Below are 24,206 nucleotides of genomic sequence, written 5' to 3'. Positions count from 1 at the left end.
TTTTTTAATTACTTGGCTTTCAATGTTTTTTCTGGGAAGCCTTTTTTACCGTATTCACCGGTAAAGAGGTAATAATCTTTTCCGTTGATGGAGGCTGCAACACCCCCTGGAGTTGTTGTATTTGGGCTATCAGAACGGAAAATGATACCCGAAAAATCAGCGCTTGTTTCGTTTCCTTTAAATGGGATGAACACATAACGAATTACAGCGTAATCACCAGCGGGAAGGTTTAGCTCAGGAATTTCGGTTCCTGTTGCGGGGCGAATCGCCTGAAAGCTGTACATTGAATCTGTAGGGAAAACATCAGCATCAGGCTTAGAGGGCAGATCACAGGTACTCCATTTATTGACGACTGCCATATCAATTTTACATGTGGCCAGAGCTGCTTTCTGTTTTTCAGGGTTGTATCCAAATGAGGCCTGAGTTGCTTTTGTATGCTCAAAAACATACTTAGCTCCCTCACGTACCAAACTTTCATCATTGTAAGGCAATTTTTTTGGATTGGGGACGAACACTAGGTATTGATTGACCTGGATGTATTCGGCGTCAGAAGAACTGTACAAAGAGCTGAGGCTCATGATCCCAAAACCTTTTAGACCGCCTGTTACGTAGCCCATCGAACTATTGATGAGATACTTAGAAAGAAAGTTGTCGGCATCCCCTCCAGGAGTAACCTCTTGCTCCTTAAAATTAACGTCGAAACCAGCAAACGAATAGGCATTCTTGGCGACAGAATCATTTGCATTAGCATGCCAGTACTGGCCGTGACTGTACGCATTCAGAGCGGTGCCTGGCGTAGTGCCGGTGTCACCGGCACAACCCGATAGGGAAAAACCAATGACGACAGAAGAGACCAGAGATACTAAACGTAAAAGTTTCATTTAAAGCCCTTTTTGTAATGTCTTTTGGAGATGGAACCATTATTCCATAGTCACGCGTTTCACAAACAACCTGATTGCATAAAAAAGGAAAAAAAGTGATTTCCAGTAGAACCAGCAGTACACAAGAAAAGCGCTTTTATAAAAATGTATAATTATTAAAACGAAGTAATGAGGTTGAAATGGGTAAGCCAACAGAAGAGCAAAGACCTGTTATCGAGAATGCTAGCGCAAACAATATGGTGATAGCAGCGCCTGGATCAGGCAAATCGTTCACCATGATAGAAGCGGTTATATCGATTCTCAAAAAGTATCCATATGCAAGAATCGGGATGGTGACCTTTACTCGCGCTGCAACAAACGCACTTGCAGCAAAGTTACAAAAGCGATTGAGCAAGAAGGATCTTGACCGGGTGCTGGTGGATACTTTTCACGGACTCGTTAAGAAGCAACTGGACATGATTCGCTGGCCGGGAAAGATGTTGATAGGGCCAGCACAGAGATCTGTCATTCACCGGGCTTTGAAAGAATCCGGTGTAACGATGAAGTTTGCTGAAGCTGAATTCGTTATTGATGCTATCGGCAGAGAAATGGATACGGATGTGATTTCAGTTCGGCATAACAGACAACAGATCCATTTGTTTAATACCTATCAGGCGTTATGCCAGAAAGACCATGTGGCGGACCTCAATGCTCTTTCAAAATTTGTTGTCGGTCAAATGCATTCGGGAAAAATGCGCACGTTAGATTTGACACATTTGATAGTAGACGAAGTTCAGGATACTGACTCTATACAATTCTCATGGATAGCATTGCATACAAGAGCTGGAGTCTATACGAGTATAGTTGGAGACGATGATCAGGCCATCTACTCCTTCAGATCCTCAGGAGGAGTCAAAATATTTCAACAGTTTGAAAAACACTTCAGACCTAACATATTTTACTTAAACACATGCTTTAGGTGTGAACCTGAAATTTTAGAGGTGGCCGGAGCACTGATAGGAAAGAATGTTTACCGTTATGCCAAAGAGTTACGCTCGGCAAAAAAGGGAGGGGGAAAGGTCACTTTTCGTTCATATGTAGATATGGAGGAACAGATACAGGGTATTTTAAGCCTTATAAATCAGGATCCACATGGATGGGCAATTCTAAGCCGCAATAATGCTCACTTGGATGAGCTAGAAAGTTTGATCGAACAGCCAGTAATTCGTTACGGAGGTAAATCATTCTGGGATGAAAAAGAAACAAGCGATGTGTTAAGCCTTATGGCCTTTTTCCGACAATCAAATGATCCTCGCTTAATGAAGAGAGTATTGGCATTGTTTGGAGAACAGGAATCAGTTTTGGATGAAGTGGCATTGAGTATGAGAGGAAGAAAAGTTACTTTTGGCGACCTTGCCATCCCGGAGGACAGTTCTCTCGAAACAAAAACATTACATTCAAACTTCGTGCGCTTTACCCAGGAAAGTTCTGATAAAGTTGAGATAGCAAAACGTTTCGCCAACCTTACGAAATGGATGGAATCGTCGTCAATCAAGATGAGGAGTAATAAAGGTACAGCAACCTTAACAAAAATTGCTTTAGACACTTGTAAACAGTGGGCAGAAAAGACTGGTTGGATGAATATGATAAATCGTGCTGCTGCAATGTCATTAGGCCCTAGGAAGAAGGACGAGGAATACAGCCCAGAGAAAGTAGTCCTATCAACCTTGCATGGTTCAAAGGGTCTTGAGTGGAATAAAGTAATAATAATGAGTTGTAATGCGGATCAGATACCAAGTAAAAGATCAGTTGGGGAGGAGGCAATAGAAGAAGAAAGACGTTTGCTTTATGTTGGATTTACGCGTGCAGAAAAGCAACTTTTTGTAATGTGGTATGGTGATCCTTCTTTCTTTTTAAGAGAATGCAGTGAAGAAAAGATAAAAGAAGCAGCTAATATTCGAATTTCTCCACTTTATACAGAATAATTCGATATGGGCATTTACTTATGCTTAAAGCTATAGTATAAAAACAATGAGCTTAAATATCAGCTCCCAAATTTGAGTAACTTTGCTTAAAGTTACTTTCGCGTTAAGCGTTGATTTAGCCGTGAAAAGCGGCCAGCTTAAACAAGCTGTAAGACACCACCGGCAAAATGTCACCTTTGTCGCTGGTGCACTTCCCATGCCTGCAAAAGGCAATCTGAATTTACCAAACCGTAACTAATTTAGCTCCTCCTGGGGCTATTTTTGTTGCGTACTTCTAATGCCAGATAGTATAAATCAGGCGGTTCATAGCTTACGGGAGATGAATGACAGGCTTTGCCTTCGTGTTGAAACAAAAATTTGTTTCTTCCTTCTTACTATATATAGGTGACCCCAAATGTCTAAAAATAAAGCTCGCAGTAAAGCCCTTCATCAAACCTTTAGTGAAATTATTCCAGAGATGGATAAGGCGCTAAACAAACAGCTCTTAGAAGTTCTGATGAAATATACAGAACGTGATAATGAACTGATTGTTATTTTGAATGAGGACGGCCCAAATATCATTGAACTTAAGTCTCTTAAGCCTGTGTCTTTGTTGGCCGAAAAGCTTTCTGCTTATTCAAGCTATTATCATGTGGATGTTGTGGAGCTCGTGGTCAAGAAAATTGATTTCGAAGGAGCTTATAAGCTTCTTAAAGCTTCCCCAGATGTACCACTTTTTAAAAGCTTAACTGAACTGGATAAATATCTTGTTGAGGAGTTTGAAAAATACGGATTAAATTCATTTCTTGACGTGGATAATCTGGATTACTCACTTGAAAAAGCCAGTGAACTCAAAAATGAGCAGTTAATAAATTGGGTTTCGGACATCATTTGCAAACGTGAAAAATTAACTTTACGTAAGCGTTTTGATGTCGCAGTAAAGGCCCACTACGAAAATGTAGAAAAAATGTATGATACCATTCGTCCGTTAATGAAAAAACTGGGTTTCCCAGAAGATCTCATGACGCACACCTTTAGTGAGTTAAGCGTTTTTGAAACTAAAGGATGGGACCATGCAATAAAATCGAAAATTGAGACTCTCGCTAAGCGTGAAACTCAATATTTAGATGATGCGGCTAAAGCAGAGAATCGACGTCTTGTAACAGAGAAGTTGGAGAACTCTTTAGCGATTGCACCAACTAAACCAACAAGAAATTGGTTACATATTGCCGGAATTGCCTGTTTGGTAGTCTGCACGTTCATGTATGTAACTAATAAATTTATTTAATCCTGTTAAGGGGGAACCCTAACGGGGCTTCTCTTTGAACAAATCGAGGAGCGGAAAATGTCATATCTTGAATATATCAATGAAGTAAAAGTGTCCGGGATAGTTATCAGTGCTGTGGAGAAAAAAATGACTGACCAGAGTATAGGTTTGTTAATAAAGCTCAAAAATAGGATGAAGACAGAAGTTGATGGTGAAATCACTGAGAGAGAATTTTCAGTTCAAATCAAGGTGTCGCCTGAAATGTATTCAACCTGTTTCACTGGTATAAATCAGGGTGATGAGTTGATGGTCTCCGGTTATATTGTTGTCGATACTATTATGATTGAAGGGAGAGAACATCCTCTTGACTACATGAGAGTGGTAGCAACAAGTAAGTTGGCTCACATACTTAAACCTCTAAAAGGTTTTGGACAAAGTAGCTTTAATCAGATCTGACATTAAACCCACCCTAAAGGGGAGAAATCCCTTCATGGGATTTCTCCTTTTGGAGTCCCCATGAAACAAAAATTTAGGGCTACTGCAATAAGTAGTAATCAACTTAGTTTTTTTTCTATATTCGATATAGATGAAGATGAAATAACGCAAATAGTTGATTCACCCAAAGAGCATTTAAATGATGCATACACGTCCGGATTAAACTTTAAATCAGATGAAAGTAACATTTCTGAGATAAATTATGATTCTGAAAGGCGTGAAAATCACCTTTATGAAAAATCCAAATTACTTAAAAATCAGATTTTGCATACAATTAATTTTGCAGCAGAAACAGATTATCTATATTCGGTTGAAGAATATAACCCAGATTTGGGTGGTCTGGTAATAGAATGGACCCCTGAGGATGTGTATGTTGTTTTTCTATCCGCTATGGAAGAGTCTTTGGAAATCATTAAAGAACTAGTGTTGAGGAGAAAGTTATTCTTCAAAGATGACAATGGTAATATCACAGTGAATCCACTTTTAGAAGCTGAAACACGGTGGTATATGTCAAAATCATTTGAATACACTTGTTTATCTCATGGACTTGATGCATGTGAATTTAGAGCGGAATTAAAATCATGGCTCTATTATCATTCGCATCGTTCGATTAGTGAAAACACGAAATTAGCTGAATGCAGGAATGATGATGAAATCATTTTGCATGATTGCAATGACGATATGGGCTGGGACATCTTCTTTGATCAGGATTATTTAATGTCAGAAAAAAAACTGGCTGTTAAATGGACTGACAGGGAAATTATGGATGTTTACATAAAAGCTTTTAAATCCACATTAGAGTTGTTTGACGAGCTTGTTTCATGTGATCTGTTAACTAAACGAAACGCTTTTGGCAAGTTAGAAATAAATCCAATATTCGAAAATCATTTTGAATGGATCATGTCTGAAGCTTTTGAAATAGTGGGAAATCATCTTGGTTATAATGTGCCTCAAATCAGGAAACTGATGGCAACTATTTGCCAAATGAATCTCAAATAAAATGCCACTGGCAAACATCTGCCAGAGGGCGGTGTTTGCATTTTACCGGAGTTAAAAATGTCTAATGCCGCTATGAAGTTAAATGAAACATCTTCTGATGCTTATGAAAAATTAGAAGCTCTTCTTTCCCCGGATGTTATAAAGTTAAAACATTATGTGGATAAAGATGAGTATCTTTTAGTTCTAGCAAAGGACCTTTTTGGTATTCCAGAAATGGATCCAAAGATGGCTGTGCCTGTTTTCAAAACTAAAACCTCGTATCGAGCTCCGCTGAACAAAGACTACATACCAAATCCCCGAATACTTGAACAAGTGGTTAAACTGCTTATCAGTCCGGATATAGATTTAAATGTGTGTCTTAAAGGTGAGTCCGGTTCTGGCAAGACTGAAATGGTAATGTACATTAGCCACATGATGAATTGGCCGCTGACAATTAAGCAGATCAACAGCAATATTCGAGTTGATGAGCTTGAAGGTGAGCGCAGTCTTAATGGTGGTAATACAGGTTTTGTACACAGCGATTTGGTAACGGGATTTCGTAATGGTCACCTCATTCTTCTGGATGAAGTGGACAAAATCGATCCTGATACGGCAGCAAAACTTCACATGCCCATTGAACGTAAGCCCTGGTCACTCAGTGCTAATGGTGGTGAGGTTATAACTGCTAATGGCTACACGCGATTTATTGGTACTGCAAACACAAACATGAGTGGAGGCGCTCGCCGGTTCGTTTCTTCTCAACGTCAAGATGCAGCTTTTATAAAGCGGTTCTTGATAGTTGAAATGGAGAAGCCCGACAAAGTTGCTTTAACCAATGTGCTTACTAAACGATATAGCTCTTTGCCTTTTCAGGTCATTGAGAAGTTCGTAAGAGTAGCGATTGCAGTAAATGACTCTGGTACAGAAGACAGTGTGATGGATATTCGTCAATTAGTAGCTTGGGTTGGCACGTCGATGACGTTAAAAACCTTTAGTCTTCTTGACACTTTCAAAATAGCTTTTGCTTCTGCTTTACCTTTACATGTGGTCGATCTTGTTCTTCAAGCTATAGATCTTTCTCTTGGCGAAGACAAGGATAAATCGCTGGAGTATTTCACAGCAAAAAAGTCGAGTTAGATGGGATTTGTTATGAAACCTCTGATATTTGTATCTCAGAGTTATCCCATCTTGAATTTAGTGCGTTTTTAAGTACGGATGGTGCTGCTACCATTGCTATAGCAAAAAACGGAACTAATTTTACTGGACTTATGCAACTGAATAACGACTATTCTTTATTGTTTTATCATGATGGTAAAATAAATATGGAAGGTCTAATTAAAGAAATGGAATTAAAAGGTTATATGTATCAGGGAGCAATGGGCAATGATGATGTTGCCGCTGAGTTTCCCGGTATTCTTTTAATTGCACCAGAGAAGCTTTAATATCAACCCTATCGGGAAATCTTTCCCGTTGGGGAGGGTTTCCCCTTTTTTTTGGAGAAACCCATGACTTTAAATACTTCAATGCTTAACAAAGTATCTGCAAAACAAATCTCTGAGAATTTTGCAAAATCATATCCAGATTTACTGGAAGGTGCAGTTATAACAAAAATTGAAATAAGTGGCTGTCAAGGATCGCGTCGAACCGATAAAATCGATTTGTCTTATGATGGAGATGATATTACGGATCAAAAAAGCGTATCTAAAAGCGAAGTACGTTGGATTGACATAAAAGCCCTTAGCTTCAAAAGTACGATTACCAGCAGAATATCAACCCTTTGCTCACGCTTGTGCATCCGCTATAGCAATATGTGGATTTTACCAGTTTCCAGTATGGAAGAGTTTCTGGAAGGGGCCCAAGAGATTGAACGAGAGTTTCAGGCAGGTATTCAAAACGTTGTAGACAATTATGAGATGCATATTGAGGCTGAAAAAAATAGAAGCCCAAGAATGTCTTCTTTGATTGATCAGTTGAAATTAACTAAAGATGATTTCATAAAATCCTTTAGATTTAATATTGCTCACTTTATTCCTTTTACGCCTATTAGCGTTGAAGGTGATGAAACCCAGGACTACTATCAGGAACAATTGATAACAGATCTGGCAGAAGAAGCAATGAGGGTTTATGAAAAAATTAGTAAAAATAATAATTTGCGCTCAAGTACTATTGACCGACTGAAGCAAATGCAAAATAAGATCATTAGCTTCATGTTTATACATAAAGAGGCGGCAGTACTTGCAGAAGCTATAAAACACATAATGAATAATTTACCTAAAGGTGCCATTTCTGAACCTCGCGACGTTGCGGTGTTACAGCAGTGGTTTTATTTCATGAGTGATGCTTCAATGTTAAAGCGTATTATTTCAGGAGAGCAAAAGGTTACTGACTGGTTGGAATCTATTACCAGATCATTTAATCAAAGCTCACAAACAGAACCGAACGCGCTACAGAACACAGGTATTGAAGCTATTTTAGATTCAACAAATGTGTTTCAGGTTGAACCTGTCGTAGAGAACGATATAAAAAACAGCACGTTTTCAAACACTGATTCTGTAGCTGAACCTGAGAAATCAGTTTCGCAACAGGAAGACAATGCTGAAAATGGTTTTGATATCGAGCTCAAAGGCTGGTAACTGTTTGCTTTATTAAAAACCCCAGATGGGTACTTCACCATCTGGGTGAGTACCCCTTTTTTATAAAGAGGTATTCTATGAAATTAGATCTTAAATCATCGCCGCGCCATATTAAGCGTTTACAGAATATAGCAAAAGTCATTAGCGGCTTAGGCGATGTAAGAGTTGTAATAGACGACAATACCAAAGGACCGTATTTTGATCCTGTCAATAAAGTTTGTGTTTTACCAAACGGCGATTATAGCGATGATGACTTTGTCAGTCTGATTGAAGGTTTTACCTGTCATGAAGCTGGTCATGGTCGCTATACCGTCAGTGAGGTTTACAGTGACGCCTTTAATAGTGTTCTCATGTCATCTGAAGGGTTTACACGCTTCGATGACGGAATGAATGCAGAGTTTGAGAGCCTCGCTGAGAAACGTAAAGCTTATAGCAGGGCAAAACGTCTTACCGGGCTTATAAATCTGTTCGATGATGTACAGATGGAAGAGAAGGTTGGTAACGATTATCCGGATGCAAAGCGGCGGCTTGCAGCCACTTACGCACTGATGGTTAAAGCCGGAAGGATGACTCCTGATATATCTTCTCGTCCGGAAAATCCTGTCCTATTTATTGAGTGGTATCTGCTTAACTCATTGCGAGTAAAAGTCCTTCAGCAGGTAGGTCACAAAGAAACCCTCGATCCGTTTTTTGACTATGCCCAAAAGATACTTTCTCCAGTAATTTCTGATGTTGAGGAAATTTTTCATGATGCTCTTGGTTGTGAAAATACTCAGGGCTGTGAATCCCTTGCTCGTAAGACCCTGGCTCTTTTAGAGAGACTGCGGGATGAGGCAAAGGAACAACAGCAGCAGACAGAGCAGGAGGAGCAGGAGGCATATGATGAATCCGAGACCGATACCGATACCGAATCAGAAGATAAATCGCTTACGTCGACTGATAGTCGTGAGGATGATTCTGAGGACGATAGTGAAGGTCAGGCAGATACTTCCGATAACGCTGATCTTGCTCAAGAGGGATGTTCTGAGCCTTCAGAACTTGCTGAAGATAACGAGGGAAATAATGAACCCACCGGTGGCAATCCCACGGGTGATAACATTATTGAAGACGATACTGATGCGATTAACCCTTCCGAGAGTGAATCAGATGAAGCCAGTTCGACTAACGTTGAAGATGAAAGTAACTTTTCATCGGCTCAATGGGAGATACTGGCAGATTTGTTGGATGCCTTTCTTAGCAGTGATGAGGATAGCGAAGATTATCACGATGCTTTGGCTAAAGAGATTGAAGGTATTGCATCAAAAGTATCCGATGACGTGAAAGCCGAATTCGGTGCTTCTGAATGGGATATCCCTGATCTCCTTATCGATTTGAATGTTTACAATGAGGCTTTGTCTCTGAGTCATTCAATCGGTAGCGACTTGTCTGTTTTACAGCAGGTTAAAATGCGTGGCCGAAACAAAACTCATGAGCGTGGAATTACCTTCGATGGAAATCGATTAATTCTGTCACAAATGGGAGTTCGTGATGTCTTCAGAGCTCAAAGCGAATCTAAAAATAGAGGGCATGTTGGCCTCGTATTAGTTCGTGATATTTCAGCGTCAATGGCTAATGATGAAAGATATATTCATGCCATTAAGTCAGATCTTGCTTTATCGATGGCCGCTGAAAGTTTGTCAAAAATGCATGTCTCCAATATAGTTTTTCCCTTCAAGGAAAGTGAATTTGAGATTATCAAAACGTTTGATCAAAGCGTTGAGGAATCTCTATCGAAATTCACTCTTGGATGTAAGGGTTATTATACCCCTACGGGATCTGCTTTAATGGCAGCTGTTGATCTGTTACTTGACAGCCAATTCGATAGGAAAATAATTTTTCTTATAACTGATGGTTATCCGAATAAATCGGAATTTACTATCGTCGAAGTTATGGAAAAGGCTAAATGTAATGGAATAGAAATCGTTGGTGTTGGTATTAAGACTGATGAAATAATTGGTTTTGAAACGGACACTTTCGTAACAGTTGATGATACTTCTTTATTGTCTATTGAAGTCAGTAAGCTAGTTCATCAAATACTTTCTTAATAAACTCTACCCAATCGGGGCAAAAAGGCCCCGGTGGGTCTTTTTGCTCCATGAAGGAATAAGGAGCAAAATATGACTCAGATAAAAACTTACCGTGTAGAACATGAAAAAGTCGGTGCGATGCATAAAGTCCGTATTTTCGGACGTGTTGGTGAAGTTATAAGCAATGATAGCCCTCAGGAAAGAATCTTCCGCGAAGTCACTATAGCGGAGGGTAATAGCCAGCAGGCTGCGTTACTTGTAGATAACTACATACAGCGTCTTGAGAATAATGGCTTCACGACTGAAGCATAAATGTTGAGGGCCCCCGGGCCCTCTTTCTTAAATTCTGCGTTGTGGGTTTCTCCCTGTCTTCTGCACCGCAGAAGGCATTGAGAAACTCACAATGCCAGATAAGAGAGATCATCATGACTTATGCATCCCCGGCTCTTCGTCGTAAACCACAGGAAGTATCTGAACACTTTATTAAACTCGTTCATGCTCGAATTGCTGAAGTGTCTGGCTGGAAGTATATATTCGAAAGAATACCTGCTTTCAAAGACGCTTGTGCAAAAGCCCCGAGCCAGGTTCCTTGCCCGTTTACTGGCGCAGGGAAATCGAAGTTTCGTTTCCGGCAAAAAGACCTTTATACCGGATGTGCGATCCATAATGACTTTCCGGTAAATGAGTTTTGCGACGGAATTGATGTTCTGGCGAAATATTATGAATTAAGTAAAACGCAGACTTGCAAAAAGATTCTCTCAGATTTTTTCGGGATGGATCTGCATGCTCCGTTAACTGACGCCGACATTGAAAATGAACGACGCTATAAATCAGCAGTTCGTGCCACAGAAACTCTTGACCGAGAGGAAGTGGCAAAGCGAATGCGAAAACTTGATGTGATGTATCACTATACCGGTGAAATAAAGCCTAATACTCCTGTTGCTTTGTACCTCCGTAATCGTGGGATCTCCCGCTTACTGAGTCACTTACCAAAGGATTTAGGCTTTAATAACCGGATCTACTATTGGGATAAAGATAAGCAGAAATCGATTATCTATCCGGGAATGATTGCAATCTATCGTGACACCCGAGGTCGGCCTCTGACTATCCATAGAACATACGTAGACAAAAACGGTGATAAGGCACCTGTAGAAAATCCAAAGCTGATGATGAAGCCTCCTGCCGATATGACAGGTGGCTCAATTCAGTTGTTTGACCCTCACTATGATTCAGGTAGTTCGACCTGGACACTGGGAGTGGCTGAAGGGATCGAGAATGCGCTTTCTGTTGTAGAAGCGACTTCAACACCATGCTGGGCAGCCAGCTCCGCATGGTGCCTTGAAAACGTTACTGTTCCTGATTTTTTACTGCCTCCGCCGGATGTAAAATATATAAACTTTTATATCTGGGCGGATAAGGATATTGCTAACTCACAAGGCACTCGTGCCGGTATCGAAGCTGCTCAGCGACTTCAAAGCCGCATGGTTGAGTTTTTGGCTAAACGATATCCCGCATCAAAGCTGACAATTGAAGTCTTCGAACCAGCACAAGATATTCCTGATGGGAAAAAGGGTATCGACTGGAACGATGTTCTCCAGTTAACAGGGCAGGATGGATTCCCGATTCACTGGGCTCCTGAATGTCTTAATCAGCTGTAACAACGATAACTCCCCCGCATTTTGCGGGGGGGGTTATCTTATCAATATTATTTTTTAAATTGTATTGATAAGATAACCGCTTTCCTTCGTGATAATTACCTGCCTTTAAGGTCTTTTCACGGCTGAGATGCTTGCTCAGTTAAATAAATGTGCGGTACTACTGGCTATGGTCGGTTGTATGACATGGTTATTCCATAAACTATTAAAACCCATAACGGGAGTATTACCGTTATGGTGATGCTCGTCGTTTTACATCGGAGAGCATTTTAATGAATTTTCAAACTAACGAAGTTTTTAATAAATTTGCTGCTGTTATAAAATCGCGCATCGTCAATGAACCATCGTCATGCTATTTGCTGCATGATAATGAGATAGATATAACGATTTTGAAACATGGCATATTAGAAAATGACAGAAACCTGTTGTACGTAGTTCGTCCTTCAGGAACGTGTTTGTTGCGTTGTGACAAATATTTCTATCCGAAATATTATCTTCGTTGCCGTGGAGATTATAAGTCATTCATATATGTCCATCTTGATCTACATAGTGGTGAAGCTAAAGAAATCACATGGGAGCAAGCAGACGATATGCTGTCTAGTCCAGGAAAACCCCCATTAAAAGGAAATCTTGGACGATTTGAGTATATAAAAGTTGTGGTTGAGGACCTTCGTATTCGAGGTTACGCTGATTATCTTCCTGCGTATAATCTTGATGACCTTCGCCGTTTTGCCTTACAGGACGACCGCCCATCCCTTGTCAGATACATTGACAATGTAATGGCAACGGTCTGATTGGTTGCTAATTGATTTACATATTTTCCCTGATGGCCAACCTGCATCAGGGAGGCCTCAATAACGACTGGAGGCTGTATGAAGTTAGCTACGGACCTGGTAAAAGCTATTTTGATTAGAAATGGTGTTGAACCAGTAAATATAAGCGAATCATCTAAATTATCTTTGAAACAACCACTGACAGAACTTAAATTCAGTTTATATTTGCGAACTGAGCATTTATCTCACTTCCTACCCGGTTATGTTTATTCTATAAAAGAATGTCCACTGTCATATGACATCGGGATCGAAATTCAGAAAATCTTCGAAAGTTTACATTTGTTAAACGAAGAATTTGAATCCCTCGGTTTTGTTTCTGTATGGATAGAAATGCATCAAAGCATTTTTGAACAAAGTCGGTTTAAGAAAAGTAACTTTACTTTTCGGGAGGAAGAGGTCGAGCTTGCTAAAGGGCTTGTTTGTTCTCACAATTCACAAATAAGTAATGCGGCTTATTTCTGGCTTCAGCACTTTGAGGAGTTTATGATTTATGTTCGTAATAAGCTTATCGACCTCTTTCGAGAGGCCTATGACCTGATCCTTGGAATGCAGCAAGTATTTTTCATTCGGGAAAAGGAAGAGCTGTTGAAAACTATAAGTTATGGGGATGACCTGTATGAGGTGAAATTAATGGCGGCTGAGCTTTACTCTATCGAACAGAACTTAAAGTGTTCTGAATCGATAAGTACAAAATCTCAAGCTTCGGCATATATTAACCGCATCCGTGAGTTTGTGCGTTCGGGGTGGAGGCAGGGCTATATAGTCTGCCATCATAAGCGAAGTAATCAAATCTCATCATTGTCATTACCGATGTACTTGAAAGATACGTCAGGCCGAAGTGCTCGAAAGCGAGTAAAACGTCTTATATCTTCTACAGTTTGTGGTAGAAATAAAGATTTAGGTCTTACAGATTTTTAATTAAATTATACCCATGTGGGGATCACACCCCATATGGGAGTGATCCCTTTTTTATTGAGAGAGGATCACATGAAAATTATCGAAAAAATCATTAATGCCTTTTTGGTTGTTCAACATAAAAAAATACAGGTTAAAAACATTACATTTTTAGACAATGGGCAGGGCATGTTCTCTGGTATGTCTTTTGATGCTGATGTTTCACTGGAGTTTATGTATGAATCAGCAAAAGCATATAGTTCTTGTTTCTGTGATATTCCCTTTCCAGGTTTTGAAGATGCAAATCTGGAGGAAATTACGAAATTTCAATTAGATGCTTTGAAGCAAAGAAAGAATCATTCTTTCATTGTTAACCATTTGAGGTTTCCTATAGTTTTAAGGGAAGGGTGCAAAATCGAAAGAGGAGAAGTCTATTCAATTTCGAATTGCACTTATAATAAAGAAAGATTGCAGTATCTTTTTTCTCAGGATATTTACGGTAAGTTGTATAATTCCTTAGAGAAAGAATTAAGCTCGTTTTTCTCATTTATCAATGTTGAGGTGCACGAGTTGTTAAAAGATGCTGTATGCTTTGCATTAAAAATCCTGAATAAGATATCTTTGGATACACCTGAAAGACTTATTAAAGCTTTTAATTATCGTGACTGGTATTGTAGTTACGATGTTGAGCTTTTTAGGAAAGGCTTACCTGGTCATATTCTGGAAGAGCTCATTGCTCCAGATATCTTACTTTCAGACCTTAACGGTTGTAGAAAAATACTTAGAAATGCAAAACGATTTCTAAATGGACATACAAAAACCAATTGTGTTTATATTAAATATGAATGGTGGTTGGGGCCTGTGGATACCTCACACTCAGCTAAGTTGATGTCTGACAAAGAAATTAACAACCGAAGTGACTTGAAGAATTTTTCAAAGGTCTTTTTCAAAGAGTGTTTAAGTTCTGGTAAGTCGGAATATGAAAACCATCTTAGTGAAAAAGAACATGCGCTTCGCTACAATTATTAATTAAAATTATTTTCTCCCATAGGGATTTCTCCCTTTGGGAGAAATCCCTCTATTAAGAGGGTATTTAAATGAATGCGATACAAAAGTTAGTTGAATCTATTCTTGTTAAAATGGGTTTTGTTGGCGCTGTAGTGGAAAATATATATTTGGATTCAAAACCATTTCGGCATATTCGATTTGTGGCTGATATTCCAGTAATATCTTTTCTACCTCATTTGGTGAAATATCTTAAGGGCGCAGACCATCTTTACTGTGGTAACGATGATTTGCATCCTCTTTTCATTTATTTTTCCGAAGCGGCTACATTAAAAGCAGGCCCTGTAAATCTCGCGAACTTTCGTTTTGAAGTTTCTATAGCTTCAACTCATTTACGACTGGTCTCAGAGCAGCCTGATTTGCTTATCAAAGGATTTAACCGGGATAATCTAGAATACGTTTATTACCGCTCAGATTTGGCCTCTAAGGATCTTATACTAGGCCTTGTTGAACACGGTTCTCCTTTCATAAAACATCTACATGGACTTATACAAAAGCGAATTTTAAACGAGTTCTCTCTGATTTTTTCTGTTCTTGAAAAGATTTTAGAAAGCGCGAAGCCACAAATTCTTGCTTGCTTCCATAGTGTTGATTATGAAATGAACGTAAAAATAATAGCCGAAGCTATACCTGAAACTGTATCTAATCAGATAGTCACATCTGATTATATAGTTAATTCTATATCAGATGCGGACAAGTTTATAAATCATGTTCGTCGCTATTTAGCAGGCAGGGTAATGAAGAGGCGGATATACGCTGAATTAGATGTTTGTGAAGAAACATCAAATATTTCACTAGTGAACTTAGGATGCTTTACGTCTCCTCTGCTCGTTACGGAATATCAAATGTTTAAGCCACACTCTTCAGGGTTATATCGAAAAGCTATAAACAACTCCTTAAAACAGTTCAAACCAGAAATGCATGTACCTTCTGAAGAACTCTTTTATAATTAATCTAACCCATCCGGGAACTTGCTTCCCGGTGGGAAGCACTTCCTTTTTAGTCATGAGGTAGTGTAAATGTTTAAAGAATCTGACCACGTGGAATTTGTTAGTGCCTTTCTTTATCAAAATTTAGGCCTTAATGTTCCCGCTGACGATATAACCGTTCAATTATCTGATACTTCGTTCGACAAAGTAACCTTTGATTACGATGTAGATATCGATAATTTAAATTGTATGTTGGATCTCTACATATCTGAACTAATAAAGCACAACGCATCTTACTCCGATTCTATTCTTTTGAAACAAAAAATAATTTATTTTCTTGGAGTATTTAAGAATTTCGGATTTTTTACGTTTGATATTCGCGGATATAGTAATACTTTAAGCCCAGTTAAAGTTATTGATATTGTTTCAATGATTATTAATGACTGTGAAGAGTTATCTAAAGCTAATTCTTCTACTGATGCTATAAGAAATCTTTATCTCGATAAAATGAAGGTGGATGGGAAAGTGTTAGTTGCGAAATTTGCACTTAAACAGTTTTTTCATTCCGACTTTGGTGACTTTATCTCATTTGTCGAGAAAAGAATTACAGATTGTCTTAATGAAACTTTAAGGATTATCAAAGCTGTTGAACATGGCTTTGTACGTGTTGGGCAGCATAAGATTAATCGCCGTATTAATGATGACTTAAAGTTATGCATTGATTTCAATACTGATGATTATCCGGCAAATATGCCAGATATATATATTAAGTTTAACGATACATTTGATGGGAACGGGGCGTTATATTGTGACAATGATGCCCTCATATCCCTCTATACCGATGTTGCTTCAATTATCAATGTGCCGGTGATGATGGAAGTAAGATTGATCAATAAAAGAGGGCGTGTTGTCTGTGATTCTTCGCATTCAACTTACGTATCTCTCGAAAGTAATGACCGATACAGAGTAACTGATCGCACATTACTAATAACTGAAGCTTTTGACGATTTTCGTAACGCGTCTCAATGATCCTTTTGCTTCAGTCCAAAAAAGTAACTTTGGTTGGCTGAAGACACTTGTCTATGACAATGTAAAATCTGTCGCTGGCATCTTCTTTTAGCTTAACCAAACTTTTATCTAACCCAGTGGGGAAGTCGCTTCCCTTCTGGGGCACTTCCTCTCAAATTTGAGGTAGTGTATATGACACATTCATCTGATGATAAAAACTATGTCCGAGCAGTTCTGAGCTATCTTGGCATAGATTTTGATGAGGCGGATATAGTATTAAGTGTTTGCCATTGTCAAAGTGACGAGCTTTCTTTTACCTGTAATATCAAAGCTATTGAACTCAAGAATGCTGTTGATTTATATGTCGATAGTATCTCTGAGAATGAAATAGAAGCTTTAAACAGAGAATCTTTAAAATCTCGACTCTGTTACTTTCTTGAGGTGTTTGACGCAGTCTCTGGTCAGTACCTTGAGATTTCAGGAAAACACTTTGCAACTAGCCGTTTTGAATATGATGATGTTTGTAGTGAAGTTCTTAGCATGTCTAATGATGTTTCTCAGTCGAAAGGTTATGACCGGGATGAATATAACAGACTGATGCAGGTTGATGGTCAGGTTATGATTGCCCGTTTTGCTTTGCAACAGTTCTGGGATACTCATTTTATTGGACTAATAACATTTGTATCTGAGTCTATAACATCGAGCCTCTATAAAGCTTATGAAACTTTTAGTGATATAAGTTTGGCTTGCTATAAACTGAGTGAATATTCTTATTCACGCTCTATCAACAGTGAATTGACCCTTAATATTTCACTTAAAGAAAATGACTTCTGTGAGGACCTATCTGATTGCTATATGGAAGATGAGGCTTTACCTTCTGGTAGGGTAATTTCTCGACGCAACAATGACTCCATAATAAGTATTTATGAGAGCTATGCTGCGGCTTCTTATATTCCGATGATTGCATCTTTGGAAGTCGTTGATGAATACGGCGAAGTGGTTACTGACCTCTGCCATACCGTTTATGTTTCAGAGTTAACCGGTGGGCGGATTAAAATCCACGACCGTAATGACTTAGTATCTGAAGTTTTCGATAACCTAAGAAATTTAAATCTTGCAGTTGGAGATTCAGTTTCACAAGCTGCTTGATTCTTTCCCTGATTTTGATTTTTTCTCACATACTCTTATGGCACGGTTTCCGTGCCTTTTTTTTGCCTCGCTTACAAGCGTCTACTCCTCTTCTACCTATCCCACCTTACATCACCACTTAAAATCTATCTTTCTAATTCCATTATCCTTTTCGTAGCCTCTAATGCTCTGGTATGAACATACTCTTTAAACTCAAAAAAGTGCTATTAACGAAAAAAAATCCCTAAAGAGATTTGTATACTGTTCTCAACCAAGGAGAGCTCATGAATGAACTAAAATCCAAAAACGAGAACAGTACCAAAAGCAACTTTCCCCCGGTTGATAATCAGTTTTGCTTTTACCATGTTGATTTCAGCATAGAACGACTACTTTCAACGGCCGAGGATCTCCAGCTTGAGTACATCTTCCAGAAACCTGGAAGTGAAGTAAGAAAGGATTTGGTTGAGCGATTCGAACGTGGAGAGCGCTTTGTTACAGCTTCACACTGTGACAATTTCTGTGAAATCCTTGGTTGTCAAGGCCATCAGGAAAATGCATAAACCCATAAACCTACATTTCCACTTTTAAGGATGTTCACTAAAGAATGATTGGAGAAAGTATTTTTGACTGGGTAATTTACGGAATATCCATTTTGATATTTGCCTCAGCACTAATTGAAGGAAAGACAACTCGCTACCCAGCACTTTTTTTCTATGGGAGTTTAATTTTAATGTTAATCCTGATAGTTGCTGGAGGCCTTAACTGGTGGTTCTACAGGTCAAAATATGGCGCAGTAATCGTTATCTTCACAGTGGTCTCTTTACTGATGACTCGATTCCGCCTGGTCATATATAAATTAAGATTAAGAAAGTTAGTTTCAGAAATCAGATTTCGTATAAAAACGGGTTTTCGTATAATTCTTGTTTTGTCGGATAATGAGGATGAGCGTAATGTTCTGCTGTCTATGCTTAGCAACGTATTGCCAGAGCAAACGCTTATTCACACGCGTGATGCTCTCGGACCTCATTCAGAGCCTATCCTAAAAGCTCTTGAGCTACATCATCAACAGGGAACAGGTTACATACTCGTCTGTGAACAACAAATCTCAGCGCGTACGTGGTTGAGTATCGTAGAAAATGGGAAACCTGATACATCTATAGCTGTTAATTTTCATTCGATCCCAGAAATGGAGTGATTTTTCAATGAGTAGAACCGTTTCACAAAGTGTCACAGAAGATTGTCTTTTTGATACCCGCACACAAGTCAGATTACAACTAAGTCGAAGCGTTCATAAAACGCTGGCATCTGCTAAAGAAATTTTACAGGGAAGGGGGGTTGATTCGGTCTCTATTGAAGATCTTGTGCGAGCCTGTCTTGAAGAGAACCAGCCAATTGATCTAGCCTCACTTTACCTTGAAAATCTCTTAAAACAGAAAGGTACCAGCATTTGCGATTTTTAGTGTTTTCAAACCTATTAGATAAAATGCCGGTTGTGTTTATATAACATCAATAATTTCATGCAACAGGTAAAACATGAGTACTCAAAAGCAACTTTCCAGAACTACCGGCACTGAACGTATGTTTAAGGAAGAGCTGGCGTTATCCTTAATTTGTTGGGTTTTCACCAGTCCTTTTACCAACTGGACCGATAAAGTCTTCAGTGGTATTGAAGTTCCGTCTGAAGGACCGTCATCATTACGGGGTGAGACAGAAAAATTCTTTCGTTTTGTCGTTAATGAAGAAGGCTACGACGCAGGAAGGGCTGCTATTGGTCTTGACCTATGTTGTTTTTCACTTCCGTTGTGTTTGTTCCCGGACGCTGCCCTGTCTGAGGAAGAGGTTATGAGTAAGTTAACCGGAGAAGTTATCCATGGAATTCTTCTTTCCTTACCTGAGTTTATTGATATGCCAGAAGTGCTCGCTTACCAGGTCAGGGATGAAATTCTTGCTTTTAACACTCGCTGTGGAGACGGGATCTTTCATGGTTGGAACACGGCTTCAGAATTGTGGAAGTTTGAAATCTTTCCCCGCACCACCATCATGATGCAGCATACTTCGGCAATACATTAAAATTAGGCGGGGCAGAATGCATAAAAAACTTTTTCTTCTCGAATGGAAACCCTGTCAGAGCCGCGTATGGGCCGGTTGGATGGCCCTGTGGTTGACTATCAGTTTTCTGATGTTATCTGCCTTGCTTATGACAGATCATCTCCTGAACAAAGTCATCCTGCCGCCAACATGGTTGTTGATCTGGTTTTCGCCAATGCTGGGGTTTTTGATAAAAGTTCGCGTCGTCGAAACTCAACATTTCCTGGAGCATGACCTCTGTGTTGCAGGTTTCTCTTTTTACCGCTGGAAGAGGTTAGTTTCTCCCGGGCTTTGGTCAGTTGACTGTATAAATGGTCGTTTTCGCCTCAATCGGATCACCCAGGTGGGTAAGACTATCCACTATCCATGGCGTCTCCATTATCATCCTTTGTTCATGAGCCCTATCGAACATAAATCGCATGCTGTGAAAGCTGTTTCAAAATGACTTCTTTAGAGGTTTACATGACATTTATGTTCTGCAAGGTCAGCCTGGGCAGCAAAATTGATTGGAAATAACATGAGCCTGGAGAAACGTATGAGTTATGACGATTTGCCCTATTTTCGTGACCAGATTCTGGAACGCATCGACTCGCTCAAGTGTTTTCTTTCGAACACCCCCCCGATGATGGCAAACCTGATGACTGTCTCCACCGTATCTAGAACAGAAGAGCGCTTGAAGCAGGTTAAACCCATCAGGGTTAGTATTAAAGACGATGCTTCGGTTGAGGAAATTATTCAGGCACTTACTGACATCTGTGTGGATGACATAGAGTCATTAAGTCATGATTCCACCAAAGTAACCACTAAATACCCGGGTCTAATCATTGTCCCCGAAAGAGCAGATCTTCTCGAAAGCTTGATCACTTCTATAAACGAAGCAAAAAATGATTTTGCTGCGGCAATGAGGCGTATCGATAATAAAAAGAATGTCCGTTTTGATAAAGTGCACAAGAAGCTCCCGGGCCTTGTCGCTATGCACTCAACAAGAAATATCCTTTTCATCAAGTCCCAGCTTAAAAAAGTTACTTTTTCATGGCGGCTAAACCGAAACCAGGAAGTTAAAACAGCAGAGCAACTTGTGAGTTTGTTGGAGCGCAGGAGAGCCTCAGAAGTAAAAAATGTAGCAACTACCAATTTGAATGTCGTGTCTAATATCGATAAGGCTTTACACCGTCTTGAATTTCACCCACTGAAGCAGGGCGAATCTTATCGCCTTTGTCGAACTAACTCTTTCCCTGTTCCGATTGCTCACATTTTTGCATTTAGGCCTGAAGGGCAGGAACGAAACGGGAATAAATATGCTGAGACTGATTATTCAGTAGTAAAAGCATCCTTGCCCATTTTCGCAGCAGGCAACATACCTCAATTAAAAACGCTCTCTGACTGGGCTCCTGAAAACAGCCAGGGTCCGTCCAACCAACGGAAGCTGAGCCTGAAATATACAGAACTCGTGCCGGGGGCTGAGCTGGGCATTTTCATTGTCAGCCCCGAAAATTAAGGAACAACAATGCAATGGATTTCCACAGCCAGCCAGAAAATCGATGAGCGTCTCTATCGTGTCTGCGTCTGGGTAAAAAAATATCACGCTGATGCGATTAACCGCGTTGTGCTAACCGTTGATCTAAGTAAAGCCCGACATGACCCTGACGAGGACCAGGTAAGAGCAGAGCTGCTGTGCGGCCATTATTTTTTGCTTCGTAAGGAAAACGCTTCGAACTCTGCGCCTGACGATCAAAAGTTTGCTTTCCTGCCTGACGGGCGCAATCTGTGTTGGCAGACCGCAACCCCGGTGCTTCAGCATCTCCTACTCAATAAAAACGTTCCTGAGTCGCTGAGGTTGCTTACGGACTACATACATATGCGTCTGGCCAGGCTGACAATGGTACCTATGTCCGGAACCATCATGAACGAGGCTCTGCTGGACAGCATCAGCTGGGTTAAGGTGGATTTGACCTACTTCTGGCAGTACGAACAGCTCAGCTCTCATCTGGGACCCATCCAGATAACCCACAAGGCACTTGTACGCTTCGGGCACCTGGCAAAGAATGATGAAAACTCCAGTGCCATAAGAATTCTGCGTCAGCGTCTGTCTTCAGAATTCTTACAAGAATTTCAGATGGCTGAGGATGAGCTAAAGCGCAAACAGTCGTTGATGGGCACCATGGACGTGAAAATGCTGTTTCATGCTCATTACCCCAGCCAGAAGATGCTGGTGGCTCGATATAAAAATGGTTGGGTAATGGTGGATTGTTTTCTGTTTCACCATACCAAACCTAAGAAAAAAGCAAAAAACAAAACTACTGTGGCTAAGCCTCAACTTAAACAGACTAAAAGAGAAGGGAGTGAAAATGGAACTGGGCATTATGGTGTGCATCGTGTTGTTACTCTCAGTGGCGGCGGCGTGGATCAGTAATAAGACAGTTGATTTGCTCGAAAGATTCTATTTCAAGCGTCCGCTGAGCATGGAGTACGCGGCATGGCTACGTGTAATGTGTGCAGGCTTGTTATTAGTTTTTATTCAGGTTGCTCCCCAATTTACACTCCTGTATACCCTTAAACTTGTCACGCTTATTAATCTTGGAATCCAGACAATGAAATTAAATGGCGTGTACAAATATAAAAGGACGGGAATTTTGCCTCCGGGAGGGGCACTCTCTAATCTCACCAGACTTAACCCGTTCAAGAAAAAATAAAGTTATGCGCCCGTGAGGGCGCTATTCATCAAAGGCATTTCGCATAAGCTTGATCATGGCTTTTTTACCAGCTTCAATATTGCGAATGTAGCGCATAACCATTTCTTCATTCGACCAGTTCCCCATTTCCATAATCTGTGGTAGCGAGTAACCTTCAATATCCAGCTGTATCGCACCGCCTACACGAACGCTGTGCCCTGTCCAGTAACGGGTTTTAGTCTCATTTGGATAAAGCTCATTCCACATTTCTTTAAATGCCCGTAAAAGGGAATTTTTGCTGAGCATACCGGCATCGTCCACAGTGTCTTCCTCATCTTCATCGTTCAGAAGACTTTGTTTAGCACGGTAGGGCAGGTTATGCCGTTTAAGAAGCTCAGATAGCTCATTCCCTTTACTCCGAAGCTTCCAGCCGGGTGGCATATAGCCTGTATCATGGAAATTTACGGCCTGGAAAAGGTATTCATCCGGATGACTGTGCTGATCCATTTTCACAAGGTTCATCAATCTCAAGAGGCAGTTAGTTAACTGACGTGTCAGCCGGTAGGTAAGAAGTGTACTGATGTTCGTTTTTGTACGGTATACCGTCAGGTTAAATTCACCGGTCATACTATCCAGAGACAGATCTTTCAGACGTATACGGCGAATTTCGGATGAACGGAGCAGTGTTTCAAAGCCTGTCCAGATCAGGCACAGGTCACGAAGCTTACGAACTGAGTTTGTAGTACTGCGTAACTTTATCAGAGCCTTGAGATCGCCAATAAGAAAGGGAGTTGCCTGTTTAGTCGTCTTTCGCTTCCGGGCTTCCGATTGTTTTAAGGCTTCCAGCATGTACCATGCTTCAGACGTAATAATCCCGGGCAGGTTAAGCCCTTTTTTATGGATACTGTTTAAGGCCTGAAGACAGCTGTTTATGCTGCTTCGTGACAATTTGCCTTCAAGATGCCCCATAAACGCCAGCAGAGCTTCCTCAGACACGGGGAGCGAACTTACTGGCCAGTCTGTATGCAACCGGGCATTCGCCTGATACCATTCGTTCCATACTCGTAGCCAGTGCAGATAGGTTTTAGCTGTGTTGTATCTCAGATGGGAAAAGTAACGGATCAAGCGTGAAAGCTGTTTATCATGGTTGCCGAACGTTTCCAGCTGCTGATGCAATTCGCTTTCCGAAAACTGTCTGATCACTGATTGATTCTTCATCCTGCTCACCGGGATACACTGGTTTTATTTACAGTCATTTTAGCACTCATGTACCTGGTTATGAACAGGGTGGAAACAACGAAAAAGGTTGTGAAATCGTTAGGCTTAAGTGAAAAATGATATTAAGATTATCCCTGGCCAGTTGAGGCCTGTCTAAAGAAGGTTGATTATGTCTGACACAAAGCAGTCTTATTTAATGAAATTCCGTAAGTGTAGTTCGTTCGAAACGCTCGAAAAAGTATTTGAAAGGTTATGTGAAAAAAACTCGGGTGTCGCCTCTCTTGAAATTTCTGGTGCTTATGATCATCGTAAAGCTGAACTGACAATGAAAAAGTTATATGACAAAGTTCCTGCGAGTGTGTGGACCTTTGTTCGCGAGTAATTATTGATATTGGCACAACAAAAAGACTGTGTCTGGATTTGAAAATAGTTTATGCCCCTTTCGGGGCTAAA

At 40.2% G+C, this 24,206-nt stretch carries 27 protein-coding genes; 25 read left to right on the top strand and 2 right to left on the bottom strand.

Annotated elements, in window-relative coordinates; genetic code table 11:
* Window positions 1-8 precede the first annotated feature (8 nt).
* Entirely contained in the window at window positions 9-881 is an 873-nt protein-coding gene (locus tag AAER43_RS24555) for a hypothetical protein (RefSeq protein WP_000771834.1), read from the bottom strand.
* A 179-nt stretch (window positions 882-1,060) separates the two neighbouring features.
* On the opposite strand from AAER43_RS24555, the gene trhI reads away from it, so the two are divergent.
* From trhI to AAER43_RS24435, 24 genes are all read left to right on the top strand, one after another.
* Window positions 1,061-2,845, top strand: a complete 1,785-nt coding sequence (gene trhI / locus AAER43_RS24550) for an IncHI-type conjugal transfer helicase TrhI (protein ID WP_000517885.1) — start codon at window positions 1,061-1,063, stop codon at window positions 2,843-2,845.
* A gap of 394 nt (window positions 2,846-3,239) precedes the next feature.
* On the top strand, window positions 3,240-4,112 hold the full coding sequence (locus AAER43_RS24545; protein ID WP_000041927.1) for a hypothetical protein: 873 nt from the start codon (window positions 3,240-3,242) through the stop codon (window positions 4,110-4,112).
* 57 nt (window positions 4,113-4,169) lie between these two features.
* Window positions 4,170-4,547: a hypothetical protein gene (locus AAER43_RS24540; RefSeq protein ID WP_096149695.1), complete on the top strand. Its 378-nt coding sequence runs from the start codon at window positions 4,170-4,172 to the stop codon at window positions 4,545-4,547.
* 60 nt (window positions 4,548-4,607) lie between these two features.
* Complete coding sequence (locus AAER43_RS24535) at window positions 4,608-5,585, top strand: hypothetical protein (RefSeq protein WP_000810361.1); 978 nt, start codon at window positions 4,608-4,610, stop codon at window positions 5,583-5,585.
* A 57-nt stretch (window positions 5,586-5,642) separates the two neighbouring features.
* On the top strand, window positions 5,643-6,701 hold the full coding sequence (locus AAER43_RS24530; protein ID WP_342702036.1) for an AAA family ATPase: 1,059 nt from the start codon (window positions 5,643-5,645) through the stop codon (window positions 6,699-6,701).
* A gap of 131 nt (window positions 6,702-6,832) precedes the next feature.
* Window positions 6,833-7,006, top strand: coding sequence for a hypothetical protein (locus tag AAER43_RS24525; protein ID WP_001176645.1), 174 nt, complete (start codon window positions 6,833-6,835; stop codon window positions 7,004-7,006).
* Window positions 7,007-7,069: 63 nt separating this feature from the next.
* Complete coding sequence (locus AAER43_RS24520; protein WP_000174396.1) at window positions 7,070-8,197, top strand: DUF3150 domain-containing protein; 1,128 nt, start codon at window positions 7,070-7,072, stop codon at window positions 8,195-8,197.
* 77 nt (window positions 8,198-8,274) lie between these two features.
* Window positions 8,275-10,281 carry a VWA domain-containing protein gene (locus AAER43_RS24515; protein ID WP_000762700.1) on the top strand — a complete coding sequence of 669 codons (2,007 nt, stop codon included), beginning with the start codon at window positions 8,275-8,277 and terminating at the stop codon, window positions 10,279-10,281.
* Between the two features lie 72 nt (window positions 10,282-10,353).
* The gene (locus tag AAER43_RS24510) at window positions 10,354-10,575 is read left to right on the top strand and encodes a hypothetical protein (protein ID WP_000192120.1); all 222 of its coding nucleotides are present in this window, start codon (window positions 10,354-10,356) and stop codon (window positions 10,573-10,575) included.
* A gap of 113 nt (window positions 10,576-10,688) precedes the next feature.
* The gene (locus AAER43_RS24505) at window positions 10,689-11,921 is read left to right on the top strand and encodes a toprim domain-containing protein (protein ID WP_000220379.1); all 1,233 of its coding nucleotides are present in this window, start codon (window positions 10,689-10,691) and stop codon (window positions 11,919-11,921) included.
* Between the two features lie 269 nt (window positions 11,922-12,190).
* Window positions 12,191-12,712 (top strand): hypothetical protein, encoded by a 522-nt coding sequence (locus AAER43_RS24500; RefSeq protein ID WP_001011130.1) that lies wholly within the window; start codon window positions 12,191-12,193, stop codon window positions 12,710-12,712.
* Window positions 12,713-12,790: 78 nt separating this feature from the next.
* Entirely contained in the window at window positions 12,791-13,669 is an 879-nt protein-coding gene (locus AAER43_RS24495; protein WP_000762003.1) for a hypothetical protein, read from the top strand.
* A 69-nt stretch (window positions 13,670-13,738) separates the two neighbouring features.
* Window positions 13,739-14,674, top strand: a complete 936-nt coding sequence (locus AAER43_RS24490) for a hypothetical protein (protein ID WP_000691119.1) — start codon at window positions 13,739-13,741, stop codon at window positions 14,672-14,674.
* A gap of 68 nt (window positions 14,675-14,742) precedes the next feature.
* Complete coding sequence (locus tag AAER43_RS24485; RefSeq protein ID WP_000991697.1) at window positions 14,743-15,663, top strand: hypothetical protein; 921 nt, start codon at window positions 14,743-14,745, stop codon at window positions 15,661-15,663.
* Window positions 15,664-15,729: 66 nt separating this feature from the next.
* A complete protein-coding gene (locus AAER43_RS24480; RefSeq protein ID WP_000472041.1) occupies window positions 15,730-16,668 on the top strand; it encodes a hypothetical protein in 939 nt (312 codons plus the stop codon).
* A gap of 171 nt (window positions 16,669-16,839) precedes the next feature.
* The gene (locus tag AAER43_RS24475; RefSeq protein WP_000149830.1) at window positions 16,840-17,796 is read left to right on the top strand and encodes a hypothetical protein; all 957 of its coding nucleotides are present in this window, start codon (window positions 16,840-16,842) and stop codon (window positions 17,794-17,796) included.
* 263 nt (window positions 17,797-18,059) lie between these two features.
* Window positions 18,060-18,335 (top strand): hypothetical protein, encoded by a 276-nt coding sequence (locus tag AAER43_RS24470; protein WP_001004201.1) that lies wholly within the window; start codon window positions 18,060-18,062, stop codon window positions 18,333-18,335.
* Window positions 18,336-18,379: 44 nt separating this feature from the next.
* Window positions 18,380-18,970, top strand: a complete 591-nt coding sequence (locus AAER43_RS24465) for a hypothetical protein (RefSeq protein ID WP_000578891.1) — start codon at window positions 18,380-18,382, stop codon at window positions 18,968-18,970.
* 7 nt (window positions 18,971-18,977) lie between these two features.
* Window positions 18,978-19,235, top strand: coding sequence for a hypothetical protein (locus tag AAER43_RS24460; protein ID WP_001371933.1), 258 nt, complete (start codon window positions 18,978-18,980; stop codon window positions 19,233-19,235).
* A gap of 73 nt (window positions 19,236-19,308) precedes the next feature.
* Window positions 19,309-19,845: a hypothetical protein gene (locus AAER43_RS24455; protein ID WP_000107167.1), complete on the top strand. Its 537-nt coding sequence runs from the start codon at window positions 19,309-19,311 to the stop codon at window positions 19,843-19,845.
* A 16-nt stretch (window positions 19,846-19,861) separates the two neighbouring features.
* Window positions 19,862-20,308, top strand: coding sequence for a hypothetical protein (locus AAER43_RS24450; protein WP_000549069.1), 447 nt, complete (start codon window positions 19,862-19,864; stop codon window positions 20,306-20,308).
* Window positions 20,309-20,398: 90 nt separating this feature from the next.
* Window positions 20,399-21,361 carry a DNA replication terminus site-binding protein gene (locus AAER43_RS24445; protein WP_000119428.1) on the top strand — a complete coding sequence of 321 codons (963 nt, stop codon included), beginning with the start codon at window positions 20,399-20,401 and terminating at the stop codon, window positions 21,359-21,361.
* 9 nt (window positions 21,362-21,370) lie between these two features.
* On the top strand, window positions 21,371-22,276 hold the full coding sequence (locus AAER43_RS24440; protein ID WP_001198595.1) for a hypothetical protein: 906 nt from the start codon (window positions 21,371-21,373) through the stop codon (window positions 22,274-22,276).
* Complete coding sequence (locus AAER43_RS24435) at window positions 22,212-22,556, top strand: hypothetical protein (protein WP_001805195.1); 345 nt, start codon at window positions 22,212-22,214, stop codon at window positions 22,554-22,556. The genes AAER43_RS24440 and AAER43_RS24435 overlap by 65 nt, the downstream gene beginning before the upstream one ends.
* A gap of 21 nt (window positions 22,557-22,577) precedes the next feature.
* Here AAER43_RS24435 and AAER43_RS24430 read toward each other — a convergent pair whose 3' ends face one another.
* Entirely contained in the window at window positions 22,578-23,753 is a 1,176-nt protein-coding gene (locus AAER43_RS24430) for a tyrosine-type recombinase/integrase (protein ID WP_000795949.1), read from the bottom strand.
* Between the two features lie 169 nt (window positions 23,754-23,922).
* On the opposite strand from AAER43_RS24430, the gene AAER43_RS24425 reads away from it, so the two are divergent.
* Window positions 23,923-24,135 carry an Hha/YmoA family nucleoid-associated regulatory protein gene (locus AAER43_RS24425; protein WP_001285422.1) on the top strand — a complete coding sequence of 71 codons (213 nt, stop codon included), beginning with the start codon at window positions 23,923-23,925 and terminating at the stop codon, window positions 24,133-24,135.
* Window positions 24,136-24,206 lie beyond the last annotated feature (71 nt).

It is taken from the genome of Enterobacter sp. FUJ80071 (genome assembly GCF_038739915.1).
Classification (GTDB): domain Bacteria; phylum Pseudomonadota; class Gammaproteobacteria; order Enterobacterales; family Enterobacteriaceae; genus Enterobacter; species Enterobacter kobei.
Note: the sequence above shows the minus strand (reverse complement) of the source record. Positions and strands in the feature narration are given on the sequence as shown.

Bases quoted from the DNA above. Each gene is read 5' to 3' on its own strand.
- AAER43_RS24555 (WP_000771834.1), bottom strand. From the start codon at position 881: ATGAAACTTTTACGTTTAGTATCTCTGGTCTCTTCTGTCGTCATTGGT.
- trhI (WP_000517885.1), top strand. From the start codon at position 1,061: ATGGGTAAGCCAACAGAAGAGCAAAGACCTGTTATCGAGAATGCTAGC.
- AAER43_RS24545 (WP_000041927.1), top strand. From the start codon at position 3,240: ATGTCTAAAAATAAAGCTCGCAGTAAAGCCCTTCATCAAACCTTTAGT.
- AAER43_RS24540 (WP_096149695.1), top strand. From the start codon at position 4,170: ATGTCATATCTTGAATATATCAATGAAGTAAAAGTGTCCGGGATAGTT.
- AAER43_RS24535 (WP_000810361.1), top strand. From the start codon at position 4,608: ATGAAACAAAAATTTAGGGCTACTGCAATAAGTAGTAATCAACTTAGT.
- AAER43_RS24530 (WP_342702036.1), top strand. From the start codon at position 5,643: ATGTCTAATGCCGCTATGAAGTTAAATGAAACATCTTCTGATGCTTAT.
- AAER43_RS24525 (WP_001176645.1), top strand. From the start codon at position 6,833: ATGCAACTGAATAACGACTATTCTTTATTGTTTTATCATGATGGTAAA.
- AAER43_RS24520 (WP_000174396.1), top strand. From the start codon at position 7,070: ATGACTTTAAATACTTCAATGCTTAACAAAGTATCTGCAAAACAAATC.
- AAER43_RS24515 (WP_000762700.1), top strand. From the start codon at position 8,275: ATGAAATTAGATCTTAAATCATCGCCGCGCCATATTAAGCGTTTACAG.
- AAER43_RS24510 (WP_000192120.1), top strand. From the start codon at position 10,354: ATGACTCAGATAAAAACTTACCGTGTAGAACATGAAAAAGTCGGTGCG.
- AAER43_RS24505 (WP_000220379.1), top strand. From the start codon at position 10,689: ATGACTTATGCATCCCCGGCTCTTCGTCGTAAACCACAGGAAGTATCT.
- AAER43_RS24500 (WP_001011130.1), top strand. From the start codon at position 12,191: ATGAATTTTCAAACTAACGAAGTTTTTAATAAATTTGCTGCTGTTATA.
- AAER43_RS24495 (WP_000762003.1), top strand. From the start codon at position 12,791: ATGAAGTTAGCTACGGACCTGGTAAAAGCTATTTTGATTAGAAATGGT.
- AAER43_RS24490 (WP_000691119.1), top strand. From the start codon at position 13,739: ATGAAAATTATCGAAAAAATCATTAATGCCTTTTTGGTTGTTCAACAT.
- AAER43_RS24485 (WP_000991697.1), top strand. From the start codon at position 14,743: ATGAATGCGATACAAAAGTTAGTTGAATCTATTCTTGTTAAAATGGGT.
- AAER43_RS24480 (WP_000472041.1), top strand. From the start codon at position 15,730: ATGTTTAAAGAATCTGACCACGTGGAATTTGTTAGTGCCTTTCTTTAT.
- AAER43_RS24475 (WP_000149830.1), top strand. From the start codon at position 16,840: ATGACACATTCATCTGATGATAAAAACTATGTCCGAGCAGTTCTGAGC.
- AAER43_RS24470 (WP_001004201.1), top strand. From the start codon at position 18,060: ATGAATGAACTAAAATCCAAAAACGAGAACAGTACCAAAAGCAACTTT.
- AAER43_RS24465 (WP_000578891.1), top strand. From the start codon at position 18,380: ATGATTGGAGAAAGTATTTTTGACTGGGTAATTTACGGAATATCCATT.
- AAER43_RS24460 (WP_001371933.1), top strand. From the start codon at position 18,978: ATGAGTAGAACCGTTTCACAAAGTGTCACAGAAGATTGTCTTTTTGAT.
- AAER43_RS24455 (WP_000107167.1), top strand. From the start codon at position 19,309: ATGAGTACTCAAAAGCAACTTTCCAGAACTACCGGCACTGAACGTATG.
- AAER43_RS24450 (WP_000549069.1), top strand. From the start codon at position 19,862: ATGCATAAAAAACTTTTTCTTCTCGAATGGAAACCCTGTCAGAGCCGC.
- AAER43_RS24445 (WP_000119428.1), top strand. From the start codon at position 20,399: ATGAGTTATGACGATTTGCCCTATTTTCGTGACCAGATTCTGGAACGC.
- AAER43_RS24440 (WP_001198595.1), top strand. From the start codon at position 21,371: ATGCAATGGATTTCCACAGCCAGCCAGAAAATCGATGAGCGTCTCTAT.
- AAER43_RS24435 (WP_001805195.1), top strand. From the start codon at position 22,212: ATGGAACTGGGCATTATGGTGTGCATCGTGTTGTTACTCTCAGTGGCG.
- AAER43_RS24430 (WP_000795949.1), bottom strand. From the start codon at position 23,753: ATGAAGAATCAATCAGTGATCAGACAGTTTTCGGAAAGCGAATTGCAT.
- AAER43_RS24425 (WP_001285422.1), top strand. From the start codon at position 23,923: ATGTCTGACACAAAGCAGTCTTATTTAATGAAATTCCGTAAGTGTAGT.